The sequence below is a fragment of the candidate division KSB1 bacterium genome (assembly GCA_022566355.1).
Taxonomy (GTDB): domain Bacteria; phylum Zhuqueibacterota; class JdFR-76; order JdFR-76; family DREG01; genus JADFJB01.
Genome location: JADFJB010000098.1, coordinates 1 through 17,979 on the forward strand (window position 1 = coordinate 1; position 17,979 = coordinate 17,979).

Here is a 17,979-nt window from a genome sequence, read left to right on the forward strand (position 1 = left end):
AAACCTCCAGCTTAAATTCTTACTGCTTAATTAAATCCCGCATAATCTCCGTACAACCTTTTTTGTTTTTTCCGGAAAAACTGCAATCAACTTATTCACCCTTTCCATATCAAGCTTTGCTAAATCTATTGCGGTTAGATCCAACTTATATTTTCCGAAAGAAAATAAATAAATAGAATCCACAAAAGTTTTTTCTTTGGAAGCCATGAAGATATTATTATTCTTTTTAAAATCAAAATAGTAGGAATTCTTAAGTTTCATAAAGTTAAAGATAATGCCCTCAACCTCATAAGAAACCGTCCTTTTGAGACAAACGCTTTCAAAAAACCTATGGTGAACCTGGGTGGTAACTTCATAAAAAGAGAGCGCCGATAAAAGGGAGAGATAGGAGGGAACTTGCAGAAAGTTGCCAACCCGGTAAAAGTCTTCACGTGTGTACATTTCCCAGCGATTGGCTAAAACATAGAAATTATTTTTCAGCCGAATAAAGAACCCTCTTTTGACGTATCGACTGATTCCGGACTAAACCTGCCACTAAGTAGGGGGAGGTCTAGGAGGGGTAATTGAGATAAACAAATGACTACAGCTCTATAGCTCCGCTTAAAAATGCGTCACCGAATTTATGAAACAGACCACTAAGCTATCTTAACAAGATCCTCTTCAACTGTCTCTTTGCCCATTTCTAAACGAGATGCTTCCCAGCCCAGTATCGCCATTTTACGGGCTTTGCCGCTTGCGTAGTTGCCAAACTCACCTATCTTGCGGATAACCCGGTGACACGGGATTATGAATGCGATTGGATTACTGCCGACGGCATTGCCTACTGCCCGCTGTGCCTTGGGTTCGCCAATATATTTTGCAACAGACTCGTAGGATGCAGCGCCGCCGGGAGGGATACTCAAAAGCGCTTGCCAAACCTTTAACTGAAAATTACTGCCTTGCAGAAACAAGTGCAATGGCGCCGGTTCTGTATTTTTTCCTCGTGTAAATATTTGAGCAATTACCCGTTTTGTCTTTGTCTCGTCCTCTTTAATCTTTGCATATTTCCACTTCTTTTTGAGATCATTTAAGCTTTTTTGTCTGTCCTTATTTTGAACGAAAGTAAAACCGCATATCCCACGATCAGTGAGGGACAAAAATCCTTCACCAAATGGCGTTGAATGAAATCCGCAAGAGATCTCGATCCCTTCCCCTTTGCTTTTATATTCGCCTGGAGTTACAGCTTCCGTAACTAAAATTAGATCGTGTAAACGACCCGGACTGGATAAACCCGTTTGAAAAGTGATGTCCAGCATATTCCTGGATTCTTCCAATAGCTGTATGGCGTATTCCTTGCTCAAGAATTGCAAAAACCGTTTCGGGCTGATGCCGACCCAATTGCTAAAAATTCTCTGAAAATGATATTCGCTCATGTAAGCGCTCGCTGCAATTTCTTTGAGAGTGGGTTGCCGGCGAAAATTTTCATGCAAAAATTCCAACGCCCTTTCGATCCGATAATAGTTTTCTGATAAGGTTGATAATTCCATAATGCTCTCCTGCTAATAATAAATTTTTTCAACGATGCCTAAAATATAGAAAGCTCTGGAAGGAAAACAACCCGATTCTTGCTGAATTGATTTAGGTTGTTTCTCAAAGTATTTGTGCCCCCTAAATATTCGCTAAATCCTAGCGCAGCTTCGCCTTAAACCGTTAAGAAAAACAAGCTAATAAACTCGAAATGTTAATATCGAAATCCTAAACAAATTTCAATGATAAAATTCCAAATACACCAAACAAAACGAAGAAACCTATTGAGGAGAGTAAATACGTTTTGTCCTGTTTTAAATTTTGCAGATTCGAATTTACCATGTTGTTTTTTTCTGATAAACCATTTAAATACGAATCACCTCACATCGTACCGCAAAAAAGCGACAAACGCACCTGCAAATGACAGAATTGTGTAAAACGCCAGCAACCCAAAATCTATTATTGTTGGTGAAATGGCTTCTAAATTTCCTAATATAGATGCTTCGAATCTAGGTAAATCGGTTACATCCAATGTACCCCTGTCTCTGCTACTGGTCATACTAAATCCTGTTTCCGAATTTATAGTAATCCGAATCCCACCTCTACCCCCACCCTCTTCTTGCTTTTTCGCGACATATTGCTTGAATGTACCCCGGTAATTGTTCATGGCATCTTCGTAGCGGGATTTTAAGGTGATATTCGTTCCGCCAAGGTTCATCGCTGCCAATTGGTAGGCGGAAGCTGGTGAAAAACGAGACAGAGTAAACGCCATTCGTTCTTGAACCTGCCTGCGATTTCGAACGTCTTCCAACAGTTTACGTGAAAATTCATCGATATCTTGTTCAACCGCATTTCGCGCTTTGTCATCTTCTTGCATCCATCCCCACTCATTGTCATCACGAAAAGCTTCACGTTCATCTTCATCCATTCCCTCCATTGTCACACTTCGCTCTTGCCAGCGAGCCATTAACTCGTCCCTGTAGTTATCCCATCTTTGTTTGGCAAAGCCATCTTGTTGGCCATCAATTTCTCCTACTGATGGCACAGAAATGAACTGGCCGGCAGCTATTACAGATGCACGGGGAATGATTAACACAAATACCACCCAAACAACCAATGATATCAAAAACGAAACTGCTGATCGCCGGACCAAAGCTGAGATCAATAAACCCATTGAGACAAACGTTGTGAAGAATAAAAATGAAACCCCTAACCAAACCAAAAGTCTCAACCAATGATCGCTGGTTAATGGCACTCGAAAAACCAATAACAGCATACACCCTAATAGCAATGGAATGAGCAGAGGAACAATCAATGCAATTAGAGACCCTATAAATTTTGCCATTAAATATTTCGCCCGGGGGACGGCGTTTGCGAATGTCAATTGCAGGGTTCCTCCTTCACGTTCTCCATTAATTGCATCAAAAGTAAATAGGATAGCGAATAATGACAACACAACTTGAAAAATAAAAGTGAGATCGATATAGCGAAATACGGCGAAGATCGGATCATCGGAATAATTGCTATTTTGTAGTTTAACTGATTGTGATGAATGGATGATTGAATAGCGTCCGATGTCATTATTCACACCGGAGACAAATATTTGCATAGGATCCGGTTTCCTAAATGCCCGATTATTTACCCCATGCCAACTGGTCGATTCTCGAATTTGCTGATCGGTTAATTGCGTAGCTGTTTCGTACTGCCGAATCGCTGACTGGTAATCTTTGATCCCAACAAAAACACTTAGTAAAATCAGAATTGAACACGCCAAAAATGTTGTGGCGAATTTGGGGCTCAGTATAATAGCTTTTAGTTCTTTTTCCAACAAAGTTCTAAACATTTCAATCTCCTAAACAATTAGCATTATCTCACATCATACCTTAGAAAAGCAACAAAGGCTCCCATAAAAAATACCAGGTTAAAAAATGCCAGGATGCCAAAATCCACAGCAATTGCACCCGCTGTTTTATTCAATCTCATATCATTGTATTGGAATTCCGGCAACTCATGGGGATCGATGGCTTCCGGTTCTTCCTGTTCATCGTCAATCATTCTAAACATCATAACATGGCCACCCATGTTCATACCGGTTTTCTCTTTAATGAACCGGGCATAGGATTTTTGATAATTTGTAGCTTCATTCACAAAATGTTGACCGAGTCGAATTGAAGTATTGGCCAAATTGGTAGCTACCAATGAAAAAGTCGCTGTTGGTGAAATTCTGGCAATTGTGAATGCTAACTTTTCCTGAACGGCTTGACGATTTCTTCTTTCTTCATTCAACTTTCCGGCAAATTCAAGCGTCTGTTTTTCCCGCTCATCTGCCAAATCCTGCATAAATTTGTTAAACTGTTCCATAATCTTCCCGGGTTCTTCTGTTGGATCAGGCTTAAAATTTCCCATCTTATCCCGATCTTCTTTCCACAACTGTGAGATAAATCTATTTTTTTGCGAGGCGATCTCATCCACAGAAGGCACATCAACAGCCCGCCCCGCGATCAACACCGAGGAACGTGGAATGATGAGAACGACAAATATCCAGATAACCAATAAAAACAAGAATGAACTGGATGATCGTTTTGTGAGAGCAGAAATGAAAATTGAAAGCGTAAGAAAAACACCAAAATACAGTAAGCCAGCAAACAAAACTCCTGCAAGACGAAGCCATTCCTCTGACGACAATGAGACTCCAAGAAGTGGAAGGAATAAACATCCCAACAAAATTGGGATTAGCAGAGGAATAGTCAGCGCCAGAAAACCGCCAAGAATCTTGCCGAGAATATACTGATCCCGAGGGATGGCATTGGCAAAAGAAAGCTTTAATGTGCCCTTCTCTTTCTCGCCATTGATAGCATCGTACATAAAAAGAATCGCAAACAGGGACAAGACAATCTGGAAAATGAAGTTCAAATCCAGGAAGCGGAATACTGCAAAGATAGGATCACTGTTGAAACGACTGTCTTGAGACGCCAGTTCTCCACGCCCCTGGACTTTCACCGTACGCCCGATATCACTGGAAACACCTGTGACCAAAGCTTCCAAAGGCCCTGGCGGCAAAAATATTCGATGGTTTCTTAACATCATCCAATCCGTCAATCCTTCCATCTGCCGCATATTTTCTGCCTTCGCCGCATCGTATTGCGAGGCACTAAGTTTGTAATTCTTTGCTCCAACAAAGAAACTCAGCAAAATCAAAGTTGCACAAACTGCAAATGTAATAGCAAATTTTGTCGACCCGATAATTTCACGCAGTTCTTTTTCGATGATTAATTTTAGCATGCTCACCTCTAGTAATGTATCATTTGTGTAATTTTATTCATCAAAGTGACTTTTTAACTTTCCACCCTTCGACTCCGCTCCCTTCGACTCCGCTCAGGGGGCTATTCATTTTTTTTGATTGTAAAATAAAGCTTCCTTTTTTATCTGACATTTTTTCTATAGCTGCTACATTATTCCAAGCTGCTCTTTTAATCGAAAGTGGTTTTTTATGGATATGTTCAAATATTTCAACTCCTTCTTTAGCTGACATTTTTTCAGTTCTACATTATTCCAAGCAGTTCCCTGAGCGGAGTCGAAGGGAGCGGAGGTAGTTTGTCAATTATGCTTCTTCCTTTTCCAACTTCAGATCTTCTTTGTATACTTCTACATATTCCATGTAGAGCTTTTCCAGGTCTTCATTTTCAACTTCGGCGTGGGTTCGCTCCATTACCAATTTTCCCTCGTTCATGATTCCAATGACGTCTGAAATCTCCTTTGCCCGAAAGATATCATGCGTGAACATCAGGATAGCTTTGTTTTCACTACGGAGCTCTGCCAGTAATTTGATAAACTCGTAACCTGCTTTCGGATCAAGCCCGGAGGTTGGCTCATCCAATAGAATTGCGGGAGCATCTTTCAAAATTGCGATGGCAATACCGCACTTTTGCCGCATACCTTTGGAAAAACCACCTAACCGTTTGTTATGGGCTTCTTCTTGCAGGCTTACCCGGGTCAACACTTCGCGATAATCGTCTTTACTGTATTTAGTTTTCCCGCCAAGCCGGGCGAAAAAATCCAGGTTCTGAATTGCCGTGAATTGCGGGTACAACATTACATTTTCCGAGACAAACGCCGCTTTTTGTTTTGCTTTCAAGGGTTCCCTGTGTGTTACAATCCCATCAATTCTTGCCTCGCCTTCGGTGGGGTCAATGAAATTGAAGAACAGGTTAATGGTTGTGGTCTTGCCGGCTCCATTAGCACCGAGCATTGCATAAATTTGTCCAGGATACACAGAAAAAGACAAATGATCTACACCCATTACACCATCTTCGTAACGCTTGGTTAAATTATCCGTCTCCAACATTGGCGACTTTATATCTGGTTCTTTAACTTCATTTTGTTCTGGTTCGAAATGATTCTCTTTGCTTTCCATTTCATTTCCTTCAAATTTTGTAATTGCGTTAGTACTCATTTTCATTAGAATTTTTCTTTGCTTTCAATGAATTTAATTTTCTTATTCCTGGTTAATTGTTATTTTGAATTTGAATTTAGAAATTCGTTTTTCTTAATTATGTGTTATCTTCTTGACAACCGAATTCCAAAAACAACGATGCCTACAATCAATCCAACAATAGCTAAAATCAAGACAGTAATTCCTAATACATTTGCCTCGGCTTGAATTTCGATAGTTACCGTTTTATCTTCGCCATTTACCGGCTGATCGTCAGACAAAGAACTGGAGCGAATCCTGACTTCATAACGGCCGACAGAAACATCTTCTTTTGGTTTAATATTTATGATAACAACTTTCTCTTCACCAATTTCCAGAGACGGAATTACCGGGGGCTCAATTACTTTTTGCCAGTTCAATGGCGGATCGACTTCAACGACTACATTGTCCAGCCGGCGCGTTCCTTCGTTGACCATTTCAATGCTAATAGAAACAGATTCATCAGCCAGAATCGTATGAAATAATTGGGGTGCACGTACCAAAAGCACACCAATTCCTCGTGGTACGATTTCCAAAGACACATAGCCGATTTTCATTTTCTTAATTTCTTCATGAGTCCATACTTTTCGACGAATATTGTTAGCGTCTAAGGCTTTATTTTTAGGAATCACCAATACATAAAAAAGAATAGGTTTATCGATAAGGACTTCCGCGGTTGGCCTGTCCGGTAAGTATACTTGCAGAGCTACCCGTTTGGTATTACTGCTCTCGGTAAACTTAAACTGGCTGAGCCTTGCTTGACTGGATGGATCGCTAAAAAACCGGGTTATTTGATTTGGTAAATTTACAACTTCAAGTTTAAAAGTATTGGTTACACCGCTAAATAATTCCAGAGTCATGCTAAAGGTTGCGGTTCCACCCAATTCAACCTCCTGGGAAAACTGCTCTGATTGAACAATCACTTTATTTGCACTGGCATCCTTTTGTAAATATACCTTAGGAGTACGTTGAGACCCGTTGCCATAAATAATATCTATTGTCACAATATCCACGTCTTGAAGTAACTCAAATTCAATCTCTTCAGGTCTCCCATATCGAAGCTCTTCAATCTTAATTTCGTAAGGCAGGCTAATGATGGCATTCTGATCGTTGAGCAAAGAGATATACACATCGTTGATAATATCCGGCTGCAGAGATCGGAATAATTCATCATCAATATTCACCAGCTTACGAAACTCAGCGCTGCCTCCGGATGTGTTTTCCAATTGAACTCGAACTCGTTTGCGTCCATCTTCAGTTTGATATTTGACCGCTTTTCGTACCGAGACATATTGTTTTTCAAACAAAACAGCCAACAAGGATTGTTGGTAATTCACTTCCGCATTTGCATACATATTGCGTGCACGATCTAACTCAAGCTGAGAAATCAAATCTTTTGCCCGCATTTCCTTCATGCGGTCAAATTCCGTTCTTGCAACTTCGAAAGCTTCCTTTGCGCGCTTCAATCCTAACAGGCGGTACTGGTCATCCCGTTGATTAAACGGCGTACCTGTTTGAGACCAGGAGTGTTGAGGCAGACAGCCAATGAAACACAGGGTGAACAGGCAGATTCGTTTGAATCCAAGAATTTGTTTCAAGGTTTTTAACACAATCACGATTCCCTTATGTTTAGTCCTGTCGGATTATGATATTACCGCGTGCCTTTGGTTTTACTACAGAGACACTCAATTTCTGACCATCACGGGATAGTTCAATGTCGAGTTTATCACCAACTTCAACTTTCCCATAGATTTCTTCAAATTGCTGGGTGGATTTTACCACTTGTCCATTTAGGGCTTGAATAATGTCACCATCTTTTAGTTCATTTTTGTCCATACCCGGTAAAGGCAAAACACGAGCAACTATAACCATTCCCTCCTCTTCGCCCAATATTACCGCGAGACCCATCACAGGCTTTAAATTCTCATAACCGTCCATTTCTTCAGGCGTGATCATCATCATTCTTTGTCCACCAGGGGAGTGTCCGCCTTCACCCGAACCACGGCCAGCCATTTGCATTTGCGGCAGATCTTTTGGATCTGCTTTATCAAAAGAAATAATGAAGGGATCTTTATCTCGCTTTATACCAATCTGAACTTTAGCGCCAATTTCTAAATCTGCATATTGTTCCTCAAAAGCCTTCACTTTTTTAATCCGCTTTCCATTCAAATAAAGTATAACATCCCCCTCCTGAATATCTACACCCCGGTATGGCTCACGCCGCATATCTTTGGGCATAGCCATTGCAACTTTAACAGTATTATCACCTTCTTCAGTCAACATAACAGACAATTCTGGAATACGAAACATTTCACCTTCAATTTCGATTGTCCGGACAATCTGGGTAAATCCTGGCAGATTCCAAAGCAGAAGAATCATAGATAATAAAATAGTTTTACATTTCCTGGTCATAATCAATCTCCTCTGTTTATAAAAATGAATGAATCAACACGATTCAGATATTTCCGGTTAAAATTCAATAGACACTGCATTTTTTCGAAAATTAAATTATCAAACTTTTAGACGAATAATAATATGAATTTGATTCATTACCCTGTAGTTAAAGAGTGTTAGGAAATGTTAAATAATGTTAATTAGCAAGAATTCGAGGAGAATATTTCGTAATTTCGAATCATGAAACAAAAACGTAAAACCATGGTGGTTATAATCGTTCTGATTTCAGCCGCGCTTCTCGGGTTGATCTGGCTACAAATAGTACTGCTGGATAGAGCTTTCGAATTAAAAAACCAGGCATTTCAACAAAATGTAAATTCAGCGCTCAATTCCATAGTCCACAGGCTGGAAGATAAAGAAATGGTTTCTAAAGTGATTCGGGTTATGATTAAAGCGGATTCAAATAAACCTGCACAAAAAATTCATAGGGAAGTAAAAGTGTTAACTTCAGATGTGGAATTTGGCGACAGTTCAATAGTTTGGAATTATAAGTATTCAAATATACCAAGGTTTGATGTCGAAAAAGGAAAATTTTACTATAATCTCACATCACCACAGCATGTTCGCCTGCGAATTTTAGATACACTGGGAAATGAGATAGAAGAAGTGTTAAATGAGTACAAGCCGGCAGGCCATTATGAATTGTTAATTGATACACTAGGCACAAAACCGGGCAAAACCGTTTTAAATTTTTTAGCCGACAGCAGTAGCTACAATATGATCGTTGTAGCTGGCAGTAAAATCAATTTTACGTCTGGATTATTATCTAATGAAAAAAAATCGACAATAATAAACCGGATTTTATCGCAACTAACAGAGATTGAAACACAACCCATCGAAGCCAGGATTCAAAAGGCCGTGTTAGACTCGGTGGTTAAGACCACACTTGCTGAAAATCAAATCAATTTGCCGGTTGAGTATGGGATCCATGCTATCGAACAAGATACGATAAAATTTGCAGCATCAAGCATGTCCATTACATCTTTGAAGGAAAGCAAGTTTCGCAGCAGGCTTTTTCCTGGCGATCCGTTTTATAGCCAAAACGATATTGTTTTATACTTTCCACAACAAACTATGTACCTTCTTAAACAAAATGGCATTCTACTCATTGCATCGATGATTTTACTTTCCATTATTGTTTTCTTTTTTATCTTCACGATGCGAACCATTTTTAAGCAAAAGCGATTTGCAATCTTACTGACAGATTTCATCAATAACATGACCCATGAGTTTAAAACACCCATCTCTACGATCTCATTGGCCAGCGAAGCCATATCAAATCCGGCAGTTTTGACTAATAAGAAAAAATTAAAGCAATACAATAGCATTATCAAAGATGAGAATACTCGCATGCGCAATCAAGTAGAAAAAATTTTGCAAATGGCGGTTTTGGAGGAAGGAGAATTCGAGTTAAACAAAGACTTTGTTGATGTCCATCAAATTATTAGAGATACAGTGGCTAATATACATTTACAGATCGAAAAAAGAAAAGGATCTATTTCTTGTGATTTAACAGCAAATCCCTCAATCATCCAGGTAGATCCGATTCATTTTACAAATGTGATTCATAACTTAATAGATAATGCCAATAAATACACAAAGTTACAACCAGCCATATCAATAACAACCGGAAACAATCACGATGGAATTAAAATCAATGTTTCGGATAATGGTATTGGTTTGGCGCAAGAAGATAAAAAACATATCTTCGATAAATATTATCGCGTATCCACCGGCAATGTTCACGATGTGAAGGGATTTGGTTTGGGATTGAGTTATGTGAAGTTAATTGTTGAAGCACATGGCGGCACCGTGTCTTTAGAGAGCGAAGAAAACAAAGGCAGTACTTTTTTACTATTTATGCCCTATCAAAAAAACAATGGCAAATCCAAAAAAACAGCAGCAGCGAATTCTGCTAATTGAGGACGATCCTAACTTAGGATATATTTTACAAGAAAACTTGGAATTGCATGGATATCACGTGCATCGATGCATGGACGGTGAAGAAGGTTTGGATGCTTATCTTCGCAATAATTTCAACCTTTGCCTGATCGATGTAATGCTGCCAAAAAAAGATGGTTTTTGCCTTGCAAAAGACATTCGAAAAACTAACCAGAAAATACCCATTATTTTCCTGACAGCCAAATCCCTCAAAGAAGATCGGATAGAAGGATTTAAAATAGGCGGTGATGATTATGTTGTTAAGCCATTTAGTATGGAAGAATTGGTTCTGCGTATTCAGGCAGTTCTTAAAAGAACAGGGAAATCATCGCAAGTTTCCATTGAAAAAGCAAAATTTCCCATTGGTCAATATACATTTGATTATGAAAATCAAATATTGATTTTACAAGATCATTCAACTAAGCTAACTTCAAAAGAAGCCGAACTGCTGAAATTATTATGTATGCATGAAAATGATATTTTAGACCGTGAAATAGCGCTAAAACTGATTTGGAGCGATGATAATTATTTCACTGGTAGAAGCATGGATGTGTTTATTTCTAGATTGCGTAAGTATTTGAGTAATGATACAAACGTCGAAATCAGGAATGTTCATGGTAAGGGATTTAAGTTGGTTGTTAAGACGTGAGACGGCAAACGGCAGACGTGAAACAGAGAAGGTGTGAACAGAAGAATGGGAGAAAAGAGCAGCTAATAAAGCTGTCATTCCTACATGCTCATAGTAGGAATCTGTATACTATATGCTTAAAATAAAATACAAATGACAAAATACAGACAACAAATAAATCCAAAATCTAATTTTCAATTGTCAAAATGGAGACAGTAGGCCAGACATTTTTGTCTGTCCAGACCAAAAGTGTTAACCATAATGGACAAATAGGAATATCTGAACACACAACATAAGGGATTTACCGTAAACAGATAGACTAGTATCCTCCTACCATGGAAAACCGGTCCGGAGAAATTGACGGGAGGAGTGTTAAAAGCTCTTCCCAGTAGTTATGCCTAAAAAACCTTTATTCTCAATAGTTTGTACTCTCCTGTGGTCATTTGCTACTATTTGACCAATATAAATTTCTTGGCAATACTAAACTCACCTGTATGTAGGCGATAAAAATAAATTCCTGTAGGTAAACCGATCGCATCAAACACCACATTGTGTGTACCTGCATTTCGGACTTCATTCAAAAGCGAGATGATTTCTTTTCCTTGCAAATTATAAATTTTTAGGGATACTTCCGAGCGTTCAAGTAAAGAAAATTGAATCACAGTAGTGGGATTAAAGGGATTGGGATAGTTTTGGTAAAGCTCGAATTGCTTTGGAATGCTACTATTCAAAGACTGGTTTTCTTCAACAACAGTCATGGCATCAGAAGTTTTAAGAATAGTGCCGCCATCTCCAACAACCCATCCTGTTGATGAATCAATAAAAAACACCGAACTTAATTTTTTTGAGGTACCACTGCTTACTGCGTTCCATTGCTCTCCGCCATTTGATGTTTTAAGAATCGTACCGCCAAATCCAACTACCCATCCAGTCATGTCATTAACAAAATGTAAAGCTAATAGACTCAATGCCGTTCCACTATTTTGAAATTCCCAATTTGAGCCTCCATTTGTTGTTTTCAGAATGGTACCATTGTACCCCGCTACCCAACCGGTTTTAGCGTCCCTAAAATGCACTGAACGCAATATTTCAACCGATCCACTATTTTGAGGGCTCCATTGTTGTCCACCGTCTATAGTGTGAAGAATCGTACCGTTTTCTCCCACCGTCCAACCTGAATCCGCATGGGTAAAAAATGCAGAATACAACTGGTTACTTGTTCCACTCATTTGAGCATCCCAATTTTCACCTCCGTTTGTGGTCTTTAGGACGGTTCCATTTGCTCCCACCACCCAGCCAATATCTGCGTTGGAAAAATACACTGAATTTAAATGATCCGTCGTTCCACTTGTAACGGTGATCCAGTTTTCACCGCTGTTTAATGTTTTACGGATGGCGCCATTGATGCCAACTGCCCAGCCAACATCCGGATTATGGAAATAAACAGACCGTAAATTATTGGTTGTTCCACTTACCTGAGGTAGCCAATTCGTTCCTCCATCCGAAGTATTGAGCAAGATACCGTTTATTCCCACCGCCCAACCGGTAGAAGCGTCTGCGAAATAAACAGATTCTAAAACATTTGTTGGTCCAAATGTCTGGGAAGTCCATTCTTTCCCTTTATCGGTTGTCTTGAGAATCATGCCATTGATTCCAACCACCCAACCTGGTGAGGTATTGCTAAATTTTACAGATTGTAAGTTAACAGAGGGTTCAATGGTTCTAGACGACCAGTTTAACCCGCCATTTGTAGTCTTGATTATTGTACCCGAATTTCCAACTGCCCAACCTGTATCCACGTCTGCAAAATAGACAGCATTCAATTGCTGAGGTGTTCCACTACTTTGGTGTGTCCAATTCACCCCGCCATCGATTGTATTTATAATGATGCCAAAACTTCCAACGGCATAGCCTGTAGTATCATCGATGAAAAAGACGGAAACCAGGCTATTCCCGATTCCTGTGTTCTGAATATCCCAGTTTTCTCCACCATCTATAGTCTTAAGAACAGTTCCATTGAAACCGGTCACCCAGCCTTTATCCGCATCGACAAAAAAGATTGACTGTAAATCACTCGAAGTTCCGCCGGTTTGAAAATCCCAGTTTTCTCCACCGTCGATAGTCTTGAAAATTCGACCAAACCTACCAACCACCCAACCGACATTGCCATCGACGAAAAAAACCGAATTTAAGTCAAATCCAAAGCCGGAGTTCTTTGCAGTCCAGGTTATCCCACCATCCACGGTTTTTACAATTGCATCACCATTACCAACAGCCCAGCCGGTATCTACATCTGTAAAATAAATGGATTGTAAACGATTTGTTGTTCCACTATTTTGCAGGGTCCAACTCTGGCCGCCATCTCCTGTTTTAATGATGGCGCCATCGTTGCCGGCGGCAATTGCAGTATTTTCATCAAAGACGAATATATCCTGCAGGGAATTGCCCTGGGGTTTTGGATTTTGCCATTGCCAGTTGCCCTGGGCATACGCCATAACAAAATGGAAAAAAGGAAGGACGAGTAAAATTAGAAAGCGTTTCATATGTTTTCCTTTCTAAACAATTTTTTGACAGGATTAACAAGATATACTGGTTTTTTTTATCCTGATAATCCTGTTTATCCTGTCTAAATTTTACAGCCTTGAGCTGCGTTAAGAATAATTCAAATTAAATTACCGCCGGATGATTTTTCGTAACATTCAAAAGTCTTGGTTCAGACATTAACCCTTATTTTAACAAAACAAATTTCTTCGTTTGCACAAAACGATCCTTGCTACTCGAGTGGGATTGAATCTGGTAATAGTACACACCACTAGTCAATTCCGATGCATCTACAGTAACTAAATGCATACCCGCCTCTCGTTTTTCATGTAACAATGTCGTGACCTCACGGCCCTGGCTATCAAATATTTTAATAATTACTTCAGATGGATCCGGCAACGAGAATTGAATTGTCGTAACAGGATTAAAGGGATTAGGATAATTTTGCATTAACTGGTATGAGTTCGGTTTCTCAATTGAAACAACTGATGTAGCCAAAGAGTCAAATACACCTATCTCACTGATCTCACTTATATTATTGAATTCATCCCAGGATTTCATGGCAAAACGATAATCTTTTATATTGCCTGGAAGATCAAGGACCAAAGACTGCAATTGATTTCCGGCAGTCGGTAATGGTTCATTTTGGATATGTTCCATTTCCCAATAGGCTGTCCCGTCCGTATTATTTAAACTGTGTAGATCTTTGATTGGCCCCTCCTGGTCAGTATACTTAATTTGTAATCGCACCGCATCCTGGACATTGCGCCAATACAAACGAATATTTCCAGTTGATGAATCCCGGTTAAAATAAATATTCGTTATTTTTGCAGGTGGATCATGATCTGGCTTTTGGTTCTCCGTGGCGTAAGCCGCCACAGAGGCAAATCCCAATCCACCACCTTCCCAGTAAACATTGCTCGTATTGAGTAAAGTATTTAATACCTCTGGATCACCAAAGAATTCATAAAAGATCGATATACTCGGAAAATCCTGGGCATTCCAAAAGTCCTGTGGCGCTGCAGATGATGGAGTGGTTTGATGCCATGCTCGATAACAATAACCTGGGAATTCACCAACATTTAATGCACCATAGATTTGCATTAGCCATTTGCCACCTGCATAGATGTGATCCATCGCAGTTTCATATCCAGCCAGGAAAAATACATCATACGCTGATTGTATCCAATTACTTGCAAAAATCAGTTTGACTTCATCACCGGCAAAACCACAGTCACTTTCGAATGGCGTCCACGAGGCAAAAAACCCATTCTTGTGAATCGGATCCCAACTGTTGTTCCCTTCCACATTATGTCCCTTGTTATGCAAAAATTCCCAATAGTCATCAAGGAATTCTTTATCTTGATTACTTCGAGTAATGGAGTAGTTCCTGGCAAAGTGTGTCAGATAATAGCTGGAGGGCCGTTGATCGTATCGAGTAGCCAGATCTGTTAAATAAATATATTTTCCAGATTTATTAAGATTATCGAAAGCATTTGCGACTCGCTTTTTACCGGTTAAATAATAATATTCAGTAATCGGATAATGCCCGCGGTGATTGGAATCCCACATTCTGCCTTCAACCGGATCGGTCCAATCCGTGCTTCCAAATAAGGCCTCAACGTCAGTATATCCTGTACCATCCAAGGTAATTTCAACATCATCCATAAATATCCCCCGGCTTTCCATACAGGCGACGGCTAGCTCCTCGGCCTGTAAAAATCGATCCATATCTCTAGTCACTAAGAATCGATTGAAAGCGCCTGTCATTTGGTCACTGAGTCCATGGCCGTTACCAGCTGCCTGTATTCTGTTTTCACCATAATTTAAATAACCGGGGCTTACTGGTGTGAAATCATAATTCTCATCCCAACCAAAGATACCAGAAAACAATAATCGGGAGTCGCCTATAAACATGCCGTCCCAGGCATAGGTTTTCTGAATGAATGTGTGTTCCGGTAAAGCGAACCAGGGAAATTCGTAATAATCCGCCCATTCTTTTAATGCTTCATCACTCCAAACCTGAGGGTGAAAGTCGAAATGAACATCCACGCCATGAGCGGTCATCGGACGGATTTGGCCTGTTGTAAGCGCAAGGTTGAGATTGCCATTGTTATCCAATGAAATTGACCTGGGATACATTTCAGAAAATCGGTTGATTAGCACAGAAACTGCGCCATTATCACCGCTTAACTGGGCAGCTCCTCGTTTTTGTGGTGTGATGTTCGAAGAGGAAACGGATATACCAGATATAACATCAGAACCATAAACAAGTGTGCTCAGATTTCCACCTGGATTCATCTTCAAATTCAGAGCTCCCGCTTTTGTTTGGGGGCTGGTACTTTTGCCATTTCGGATGGTATATTCCAAAGTGATTCTACCAGAATTTTTGTACGCAGTAATCCAGATATATACGCCAACGTCATTCGTATTATAGTCCTCCTTGAAAACAAAACGTTTTGAAATTGGACCATCTTCAATCAAAGAGATTGTTCCATTAAGATTACCTGGCCCATCGGAAGCGCCAGCAACAATGAACTGTTTATCATACACACCGTCTGAGTTAGTGCTAATCCACAATTCATCAAACAGGTTGAACAGGTTTTCTCTCATTGTAAACCGAATTGCACCCGTACTTATTGTCCAGACTGTGCCACTTTTAACCGCTGTAAATAAGTCGGATTGAGTTGTATTTACAACATCGGTTTGAACAGAATAGCCAGTTTGATCGTTTGTAACGAATGATACTTTTGCCCAACGAATGCTGCCATCGGCCCAGTATGCAAGTGGATGAAAGTCGGCTTCTACCTGTTGGCCATTTTGCCAAAGGCTGAGCTGCGATGGATCGATATTTCTGGACTGTGGAATAGGCACGCCATTTTCAATCCATTTCTCGGAATGGCCGTTACCCAGGTAAGTTGTGATGGAAAGAGGGATTTCCTGGGCAAGGTTAGTTTTAGTCAATGCCATTAGAATAATAAGAGTCAAGTAAATTATTTTAGTTTTCATCTGCATCAACCTTCCTAATTCAAAAAGTGTTTTCATTGATCCTCTACGAGGATCTTGAGCTTGAGACAACAATTGCTTCTACAATAATTAAACATCTACGATGTTTTTCTGAAACGCACTGATTTCACAAATATACCCTTTACAATTATGGCTCAAATCTTTTCTTATTAGAGAACTTCAATTCCTGCACTAATTAAACATTTACGATATTTTCTGATACTCTCTGATTCATAAGTACATCTTCTAGATCGTTAACTCAAATTTGGGGATAGCTCATTTCTATTGAGTTAAGTTATTATTTGATCATAAATAACCTCGTAGAGGTTTCATTATTGTAGATATGATATTTCCGGGTTTTAAAATCCTTGTAGAGGATTCATTTATTCAAATAAATATTTAGATCATAATTAATCTCAAATTGTTTTAATAATTCAATATATTCCTGATTTCTTACCTAACCTGACCTATTCATAAACCTAATCACTTTCAATCTAGGAAATGGTTTTTTCACTATGTTTTATGCTTAAGTCTAAGCTTTTTCAAATGTATGGAAATAGATCCCGTCGCGCGACGGGATGACACAGATGGGAGTTTTAAACTTAAAAGCATGATTCATGAATTATCCAGGTTAACTAATTAATCCTGCATTTTACTTCAGTAAAATAAACTTTCTAGAACTCATAAAACTCTTTGTACTATTCAGGCTGGATTTGACATGGATTTGGTAAAAATAGACACCAGTGGGTAAGTGAGAAGCTTCTACCGTGATTATATGCAATCCAGCTTTTCTACTTTCTTGCAAAAGTGTCACAATATAACCACCCTGTATATCGAATATTTTCAGGATTACTTCTGATGGTTCCGGAAGGGAAAATTTAATAGTAGTAGAGGGATTAAATGGATTTGGATAATTCTGATATAGCGTAAATGCATCTGGAATCTCACCAGGTTTAAAGTGATTTACTGATGTGGAAATTCCATCCAACGGGCCAGCCCAACGCGGAAAAAAGTCCTGGCCACCACTGGTAACTTGAACCACATTGTTGCCTTCAAGGTCGGATGTAAAAATATCACAGTTAAAGTTATTGCAGTTTGACATATACACAAAGTGTTCGCCGGAGGGACCAATCCATGGCTCAAATGAATCGTAGGAATAGTAGATGATTTCGCTTGTTTGTAAGTTGAAGCCAGCAAACTGGCCGGTTGAATTACTCCAGAAAAACAGTGTTTGGCCATCAGGTGAAAGGCTCATATCTTCACCGCAAATGAAGTTATTAACATTATCTAGTAATGGGCCTGCCGCGCCACTATCAGATGGAACTTGCCAAACCTGGTAACATTCGTTTCTTTCAGCGACAAAATACACCGTCTGACCATCTGCCGAAAATACCGGATCTTCGTCTTGCAAACCTATATCAGCTAAAAACCG

13 protein-coding genes are annotated in these 17,979 nt (G+C 39.6%); 2 read left to right on the top strand and 11 right to left on the bottom strand.

Annotation, left to right across the window (positions count from 1 at the left end; genetic code table 11):
- Window positions 1-30: 30 nt before the first annotated feature.
- The 8 genes from IIC38_15280 to IIC38_15315 all read right to left on the bottom strand — a co-directional run bounded on the left by IIC38_15280 (window position 31) and on the right by IIC38_15315 (window position 8,389).
- A complete protein-coding gene (locus tag IIC38_15280; protein ID MCH8127298.1) occupies window positions 31-441 on the bottom strand; it encodes a hypothetical protein in 411 nt (136 codons plus the stop codon).
- 194 nt (window positions 442-635) lie between these two features.
- Window positions 636-1,526: a bifunctional helix-turn-helix domain-containing protein/methylated-DNA--[protein]-cysteine S-methyltransferase gene (locus IIC38_15285; GenBank protein ID MCH8127299.1), complete on the bottom strand. Its 891-nt coding sequence runs from the start codon at window positions 1,524-1,526 to the stop codon at window positions 636-638.
- Window positions 1,527-1,882: 356 nt separating this feature from the next.
- Entirely contained in the window at window positions 1,883-3,349 is a 1,467-nt protein-coding gene (locus IIC38_15290; protein MCH8127300.1) for an ABC transporter permease subunit, read from the bottom strand.
- A 23-nt stretch (window positions 3,350-3,372) separates the two neighbouring features.
- Window positions 3,373-4,788: an ABC transporter permease gene (locus tag IIC38_15295; protein MCH8127301.1), complete on the bottom strand. Its 1,416-nt coding sequence runs from the start codon at window positions 4,786-4,788 to the stop codon at window positions 3,373-3,375.
- Window positions 4,789-4,828: 40 nt separating this feature from the next.
- Entirely contained in the window at window positions 4,829-5,038 is a 210-nt protein-coding gene (locus IIC38_15300) for a hypothetical protein (protein MCH8127302.1), read from the bottom strand.
- A gap of 69 nt (window positions 5,039-5,107) precedes the next feature.
- Window positions 5,108-5,851: an ABC transporter ATP-binding protein gene (locus tag IIC38_15305; protein MCH8127303.1), complete on the bottom strand. Its 744-nt coding sequence runs from the start codon at window positions 5,849-5,851 to the stop codon at window positions 5,108-5,110.
- A gap of 212 nt (window positions 5,852-6,063) precedes the next feature.
- On the bottom strand, window positions 6,064-7,587 hold the full coding sequence (locus IIC38_15310; protein ID MCH8127304.1) for a hypothetical protein: 1,524 nt from the start codon (window positions 7,585-7,587) through the stop codon (window positions 6,064-6,066).
- 19 nt (window positions 7,588-7,606) lie between these two features.
- Window positions 7,607-8,389, bottom strand: a complete 783-nt coding sequence (locus IIC38_15315) for a PDZ domain-containing protein (GenBank protein ID MCH8127305.1) — start codon at window positions 8,387-8,389, stop codon at window positions 7,607-7,609.
- 222 nt (window positions 8,390-8,611) lie between these two features.
- Between IIC38_15315 and IIC38_15320 the strand changes: the two genes are divergently transcribed.
- Together IIC38_15320 and IIC38_15325 are read left to right on the top strand one after the other, a co-directional pair.
- Window positions 8,612-10,354 carry a HAMP domain-containing histidine kinase gene (locus IIC38_15320; GenBank protein ID MCH8127306.1) on the top strand — a complete coding sequence of 581 codons (1,743 nt, stop codon included), beginning with the start codon at window positions 8,612-8,614 and terminating at the stop codon, window positions 10,352-10,354.
- Window positions 10,311-11,021 (top strand): response regulator transcription factor, encoded by a 711-nt coding sequence (locus IIC38_15325; protein ID MCH8127307.1) that lies wholly within the window; start codon window positions 10,311-10,313, stop codon window positions 11,019-11,021. Before IIC38_15320 ends, IIC38_15325 begins: the two co-directional genes overlap by 44 nt.
- Window positions 11,022-11,449: 428 nt before the next feature.
- Here the strand turns inward: IIC38_15325 and IIC38_15330 are convergent, their stop codons facing one another.
- The 3 genes from IIC38_15330 to IIC38_15340 all read right to left on the bottom strand — a co-directional run.
- Window positions 11,450-13,543: a T9SS type A sorting domain-containing protein gene (locus IIC38_15330; protein ID MCH8127308.1), complete on the bottom strand. Its 2,094-nt coding sequence runs from the start codon at window positions 13,541-13,543 to the stop codon at window positions 11,450-11,452.
- Window positions 13,544-13,727: 184 nt separating this feature from the next.
- On the bottom strand, window positions 13,728-16,550 hold the full coding sequence (locus tag IIC38_15335; protein ID MCH8127309.1) for a T9SS type A sorting domain-containing protein: 2,823 nt from the start codon (window positions 16,548-16,550) through the stop codon (window positions 13,728-13,730).
- A 649-nt stretch (window positions 16,551-17,199) separates the two neighbouring features.
- On the bottom strand, window positions 17,200-17,979 hold a 780-nt coding region (locus tag IIC38_15340), incomplete at its 5' end, for a PD40 domain-containing protein (GenBank protein ID MCH8127310.1).

What these genes read in the sequence shown, in the direction of transcription:
- IIC38_15335 (MCH8127309.1), bottom strand. Translation starts at nt 16,550, where the DNA reads ATGAAAACTAAAATAATTTACTTGACTCTTATTATTCTAATGGCATTG.
- IIC38_15300 (MCH8127302.1), bottom strand. Translation starts at nt 5,038, where the DNA reads ATGTCAGCTAAAGAAGGAGTTGAAATATTTGAACATATCCATAAAAAA.
- IIC38_15305 (MCH8127303.1), bottom strand. Translation starts at nt 5,851, where the DNA reads ATGTTGGAGACGGATAATTTAACCAAGCGTTACGAAGATGGTGTAATG.
- IIC38_15325 (MCH8127307.1), top strand. Translation starts at nt 10,311, where the DNA reads ATGGCAAATCCAAAAAAACAGCAGCAGCGAATTCTGCTAATTGAGGAC.
- IIC38_15280 (MCH8127298.1), bottom strand. Translation starts at nt 441, where the DNA reads ATGTACACACGTGAAGACTTTTACCGGGTTGGCAACTTTCTGCAAGTT.
- IIC38_15290 (MCH8127300.1), bottom strand. Translation starts at nt 3,349, where the DNA reads ATGTTTAGAACTTTGTTGGAAAAAGAACTAAAAGCTATTATACTGAGC.
- IIC38_15315 (MCH8127305.1), bottom strand. Translation starts at nt 8,389, where the DNA reads ATGACCAGGAAATGTAAAACTATTTTATTATCTATGATTCTTCTGCTT.
- IIC38_15320 (MCH8127306.1), top strand. Translation starts at nt 8,612, where the DNA reads ATGAAACAAAAACGTAAAACCATGGTGGTTATAATCGTTCTGATTTCA.
- IIC38_15285 (MCH8127299.1), bottom strand. Translation starts at nt 1,526, where the DNA reads ATGGAATTATCAACCTTATCAGAAAACTATTATCGGATCGAAAGGGCG.
- IIC38_15330 (MCH8127308.1), bottom strand. Translation starts at nt 13,543, where the DNA reads ATGAAACGCTTTCTAATTTTACTCGTCCTTCCTTTTTTCCATTTTGTT.
- IIC38_15295 (MCH8127301.1), bottom strand. Translation starts at nt 4,788, where the DNA reads ATGCTAAAATTAATCATCGAAAAAGAACTGCGTGAAATTATCGGGTCG.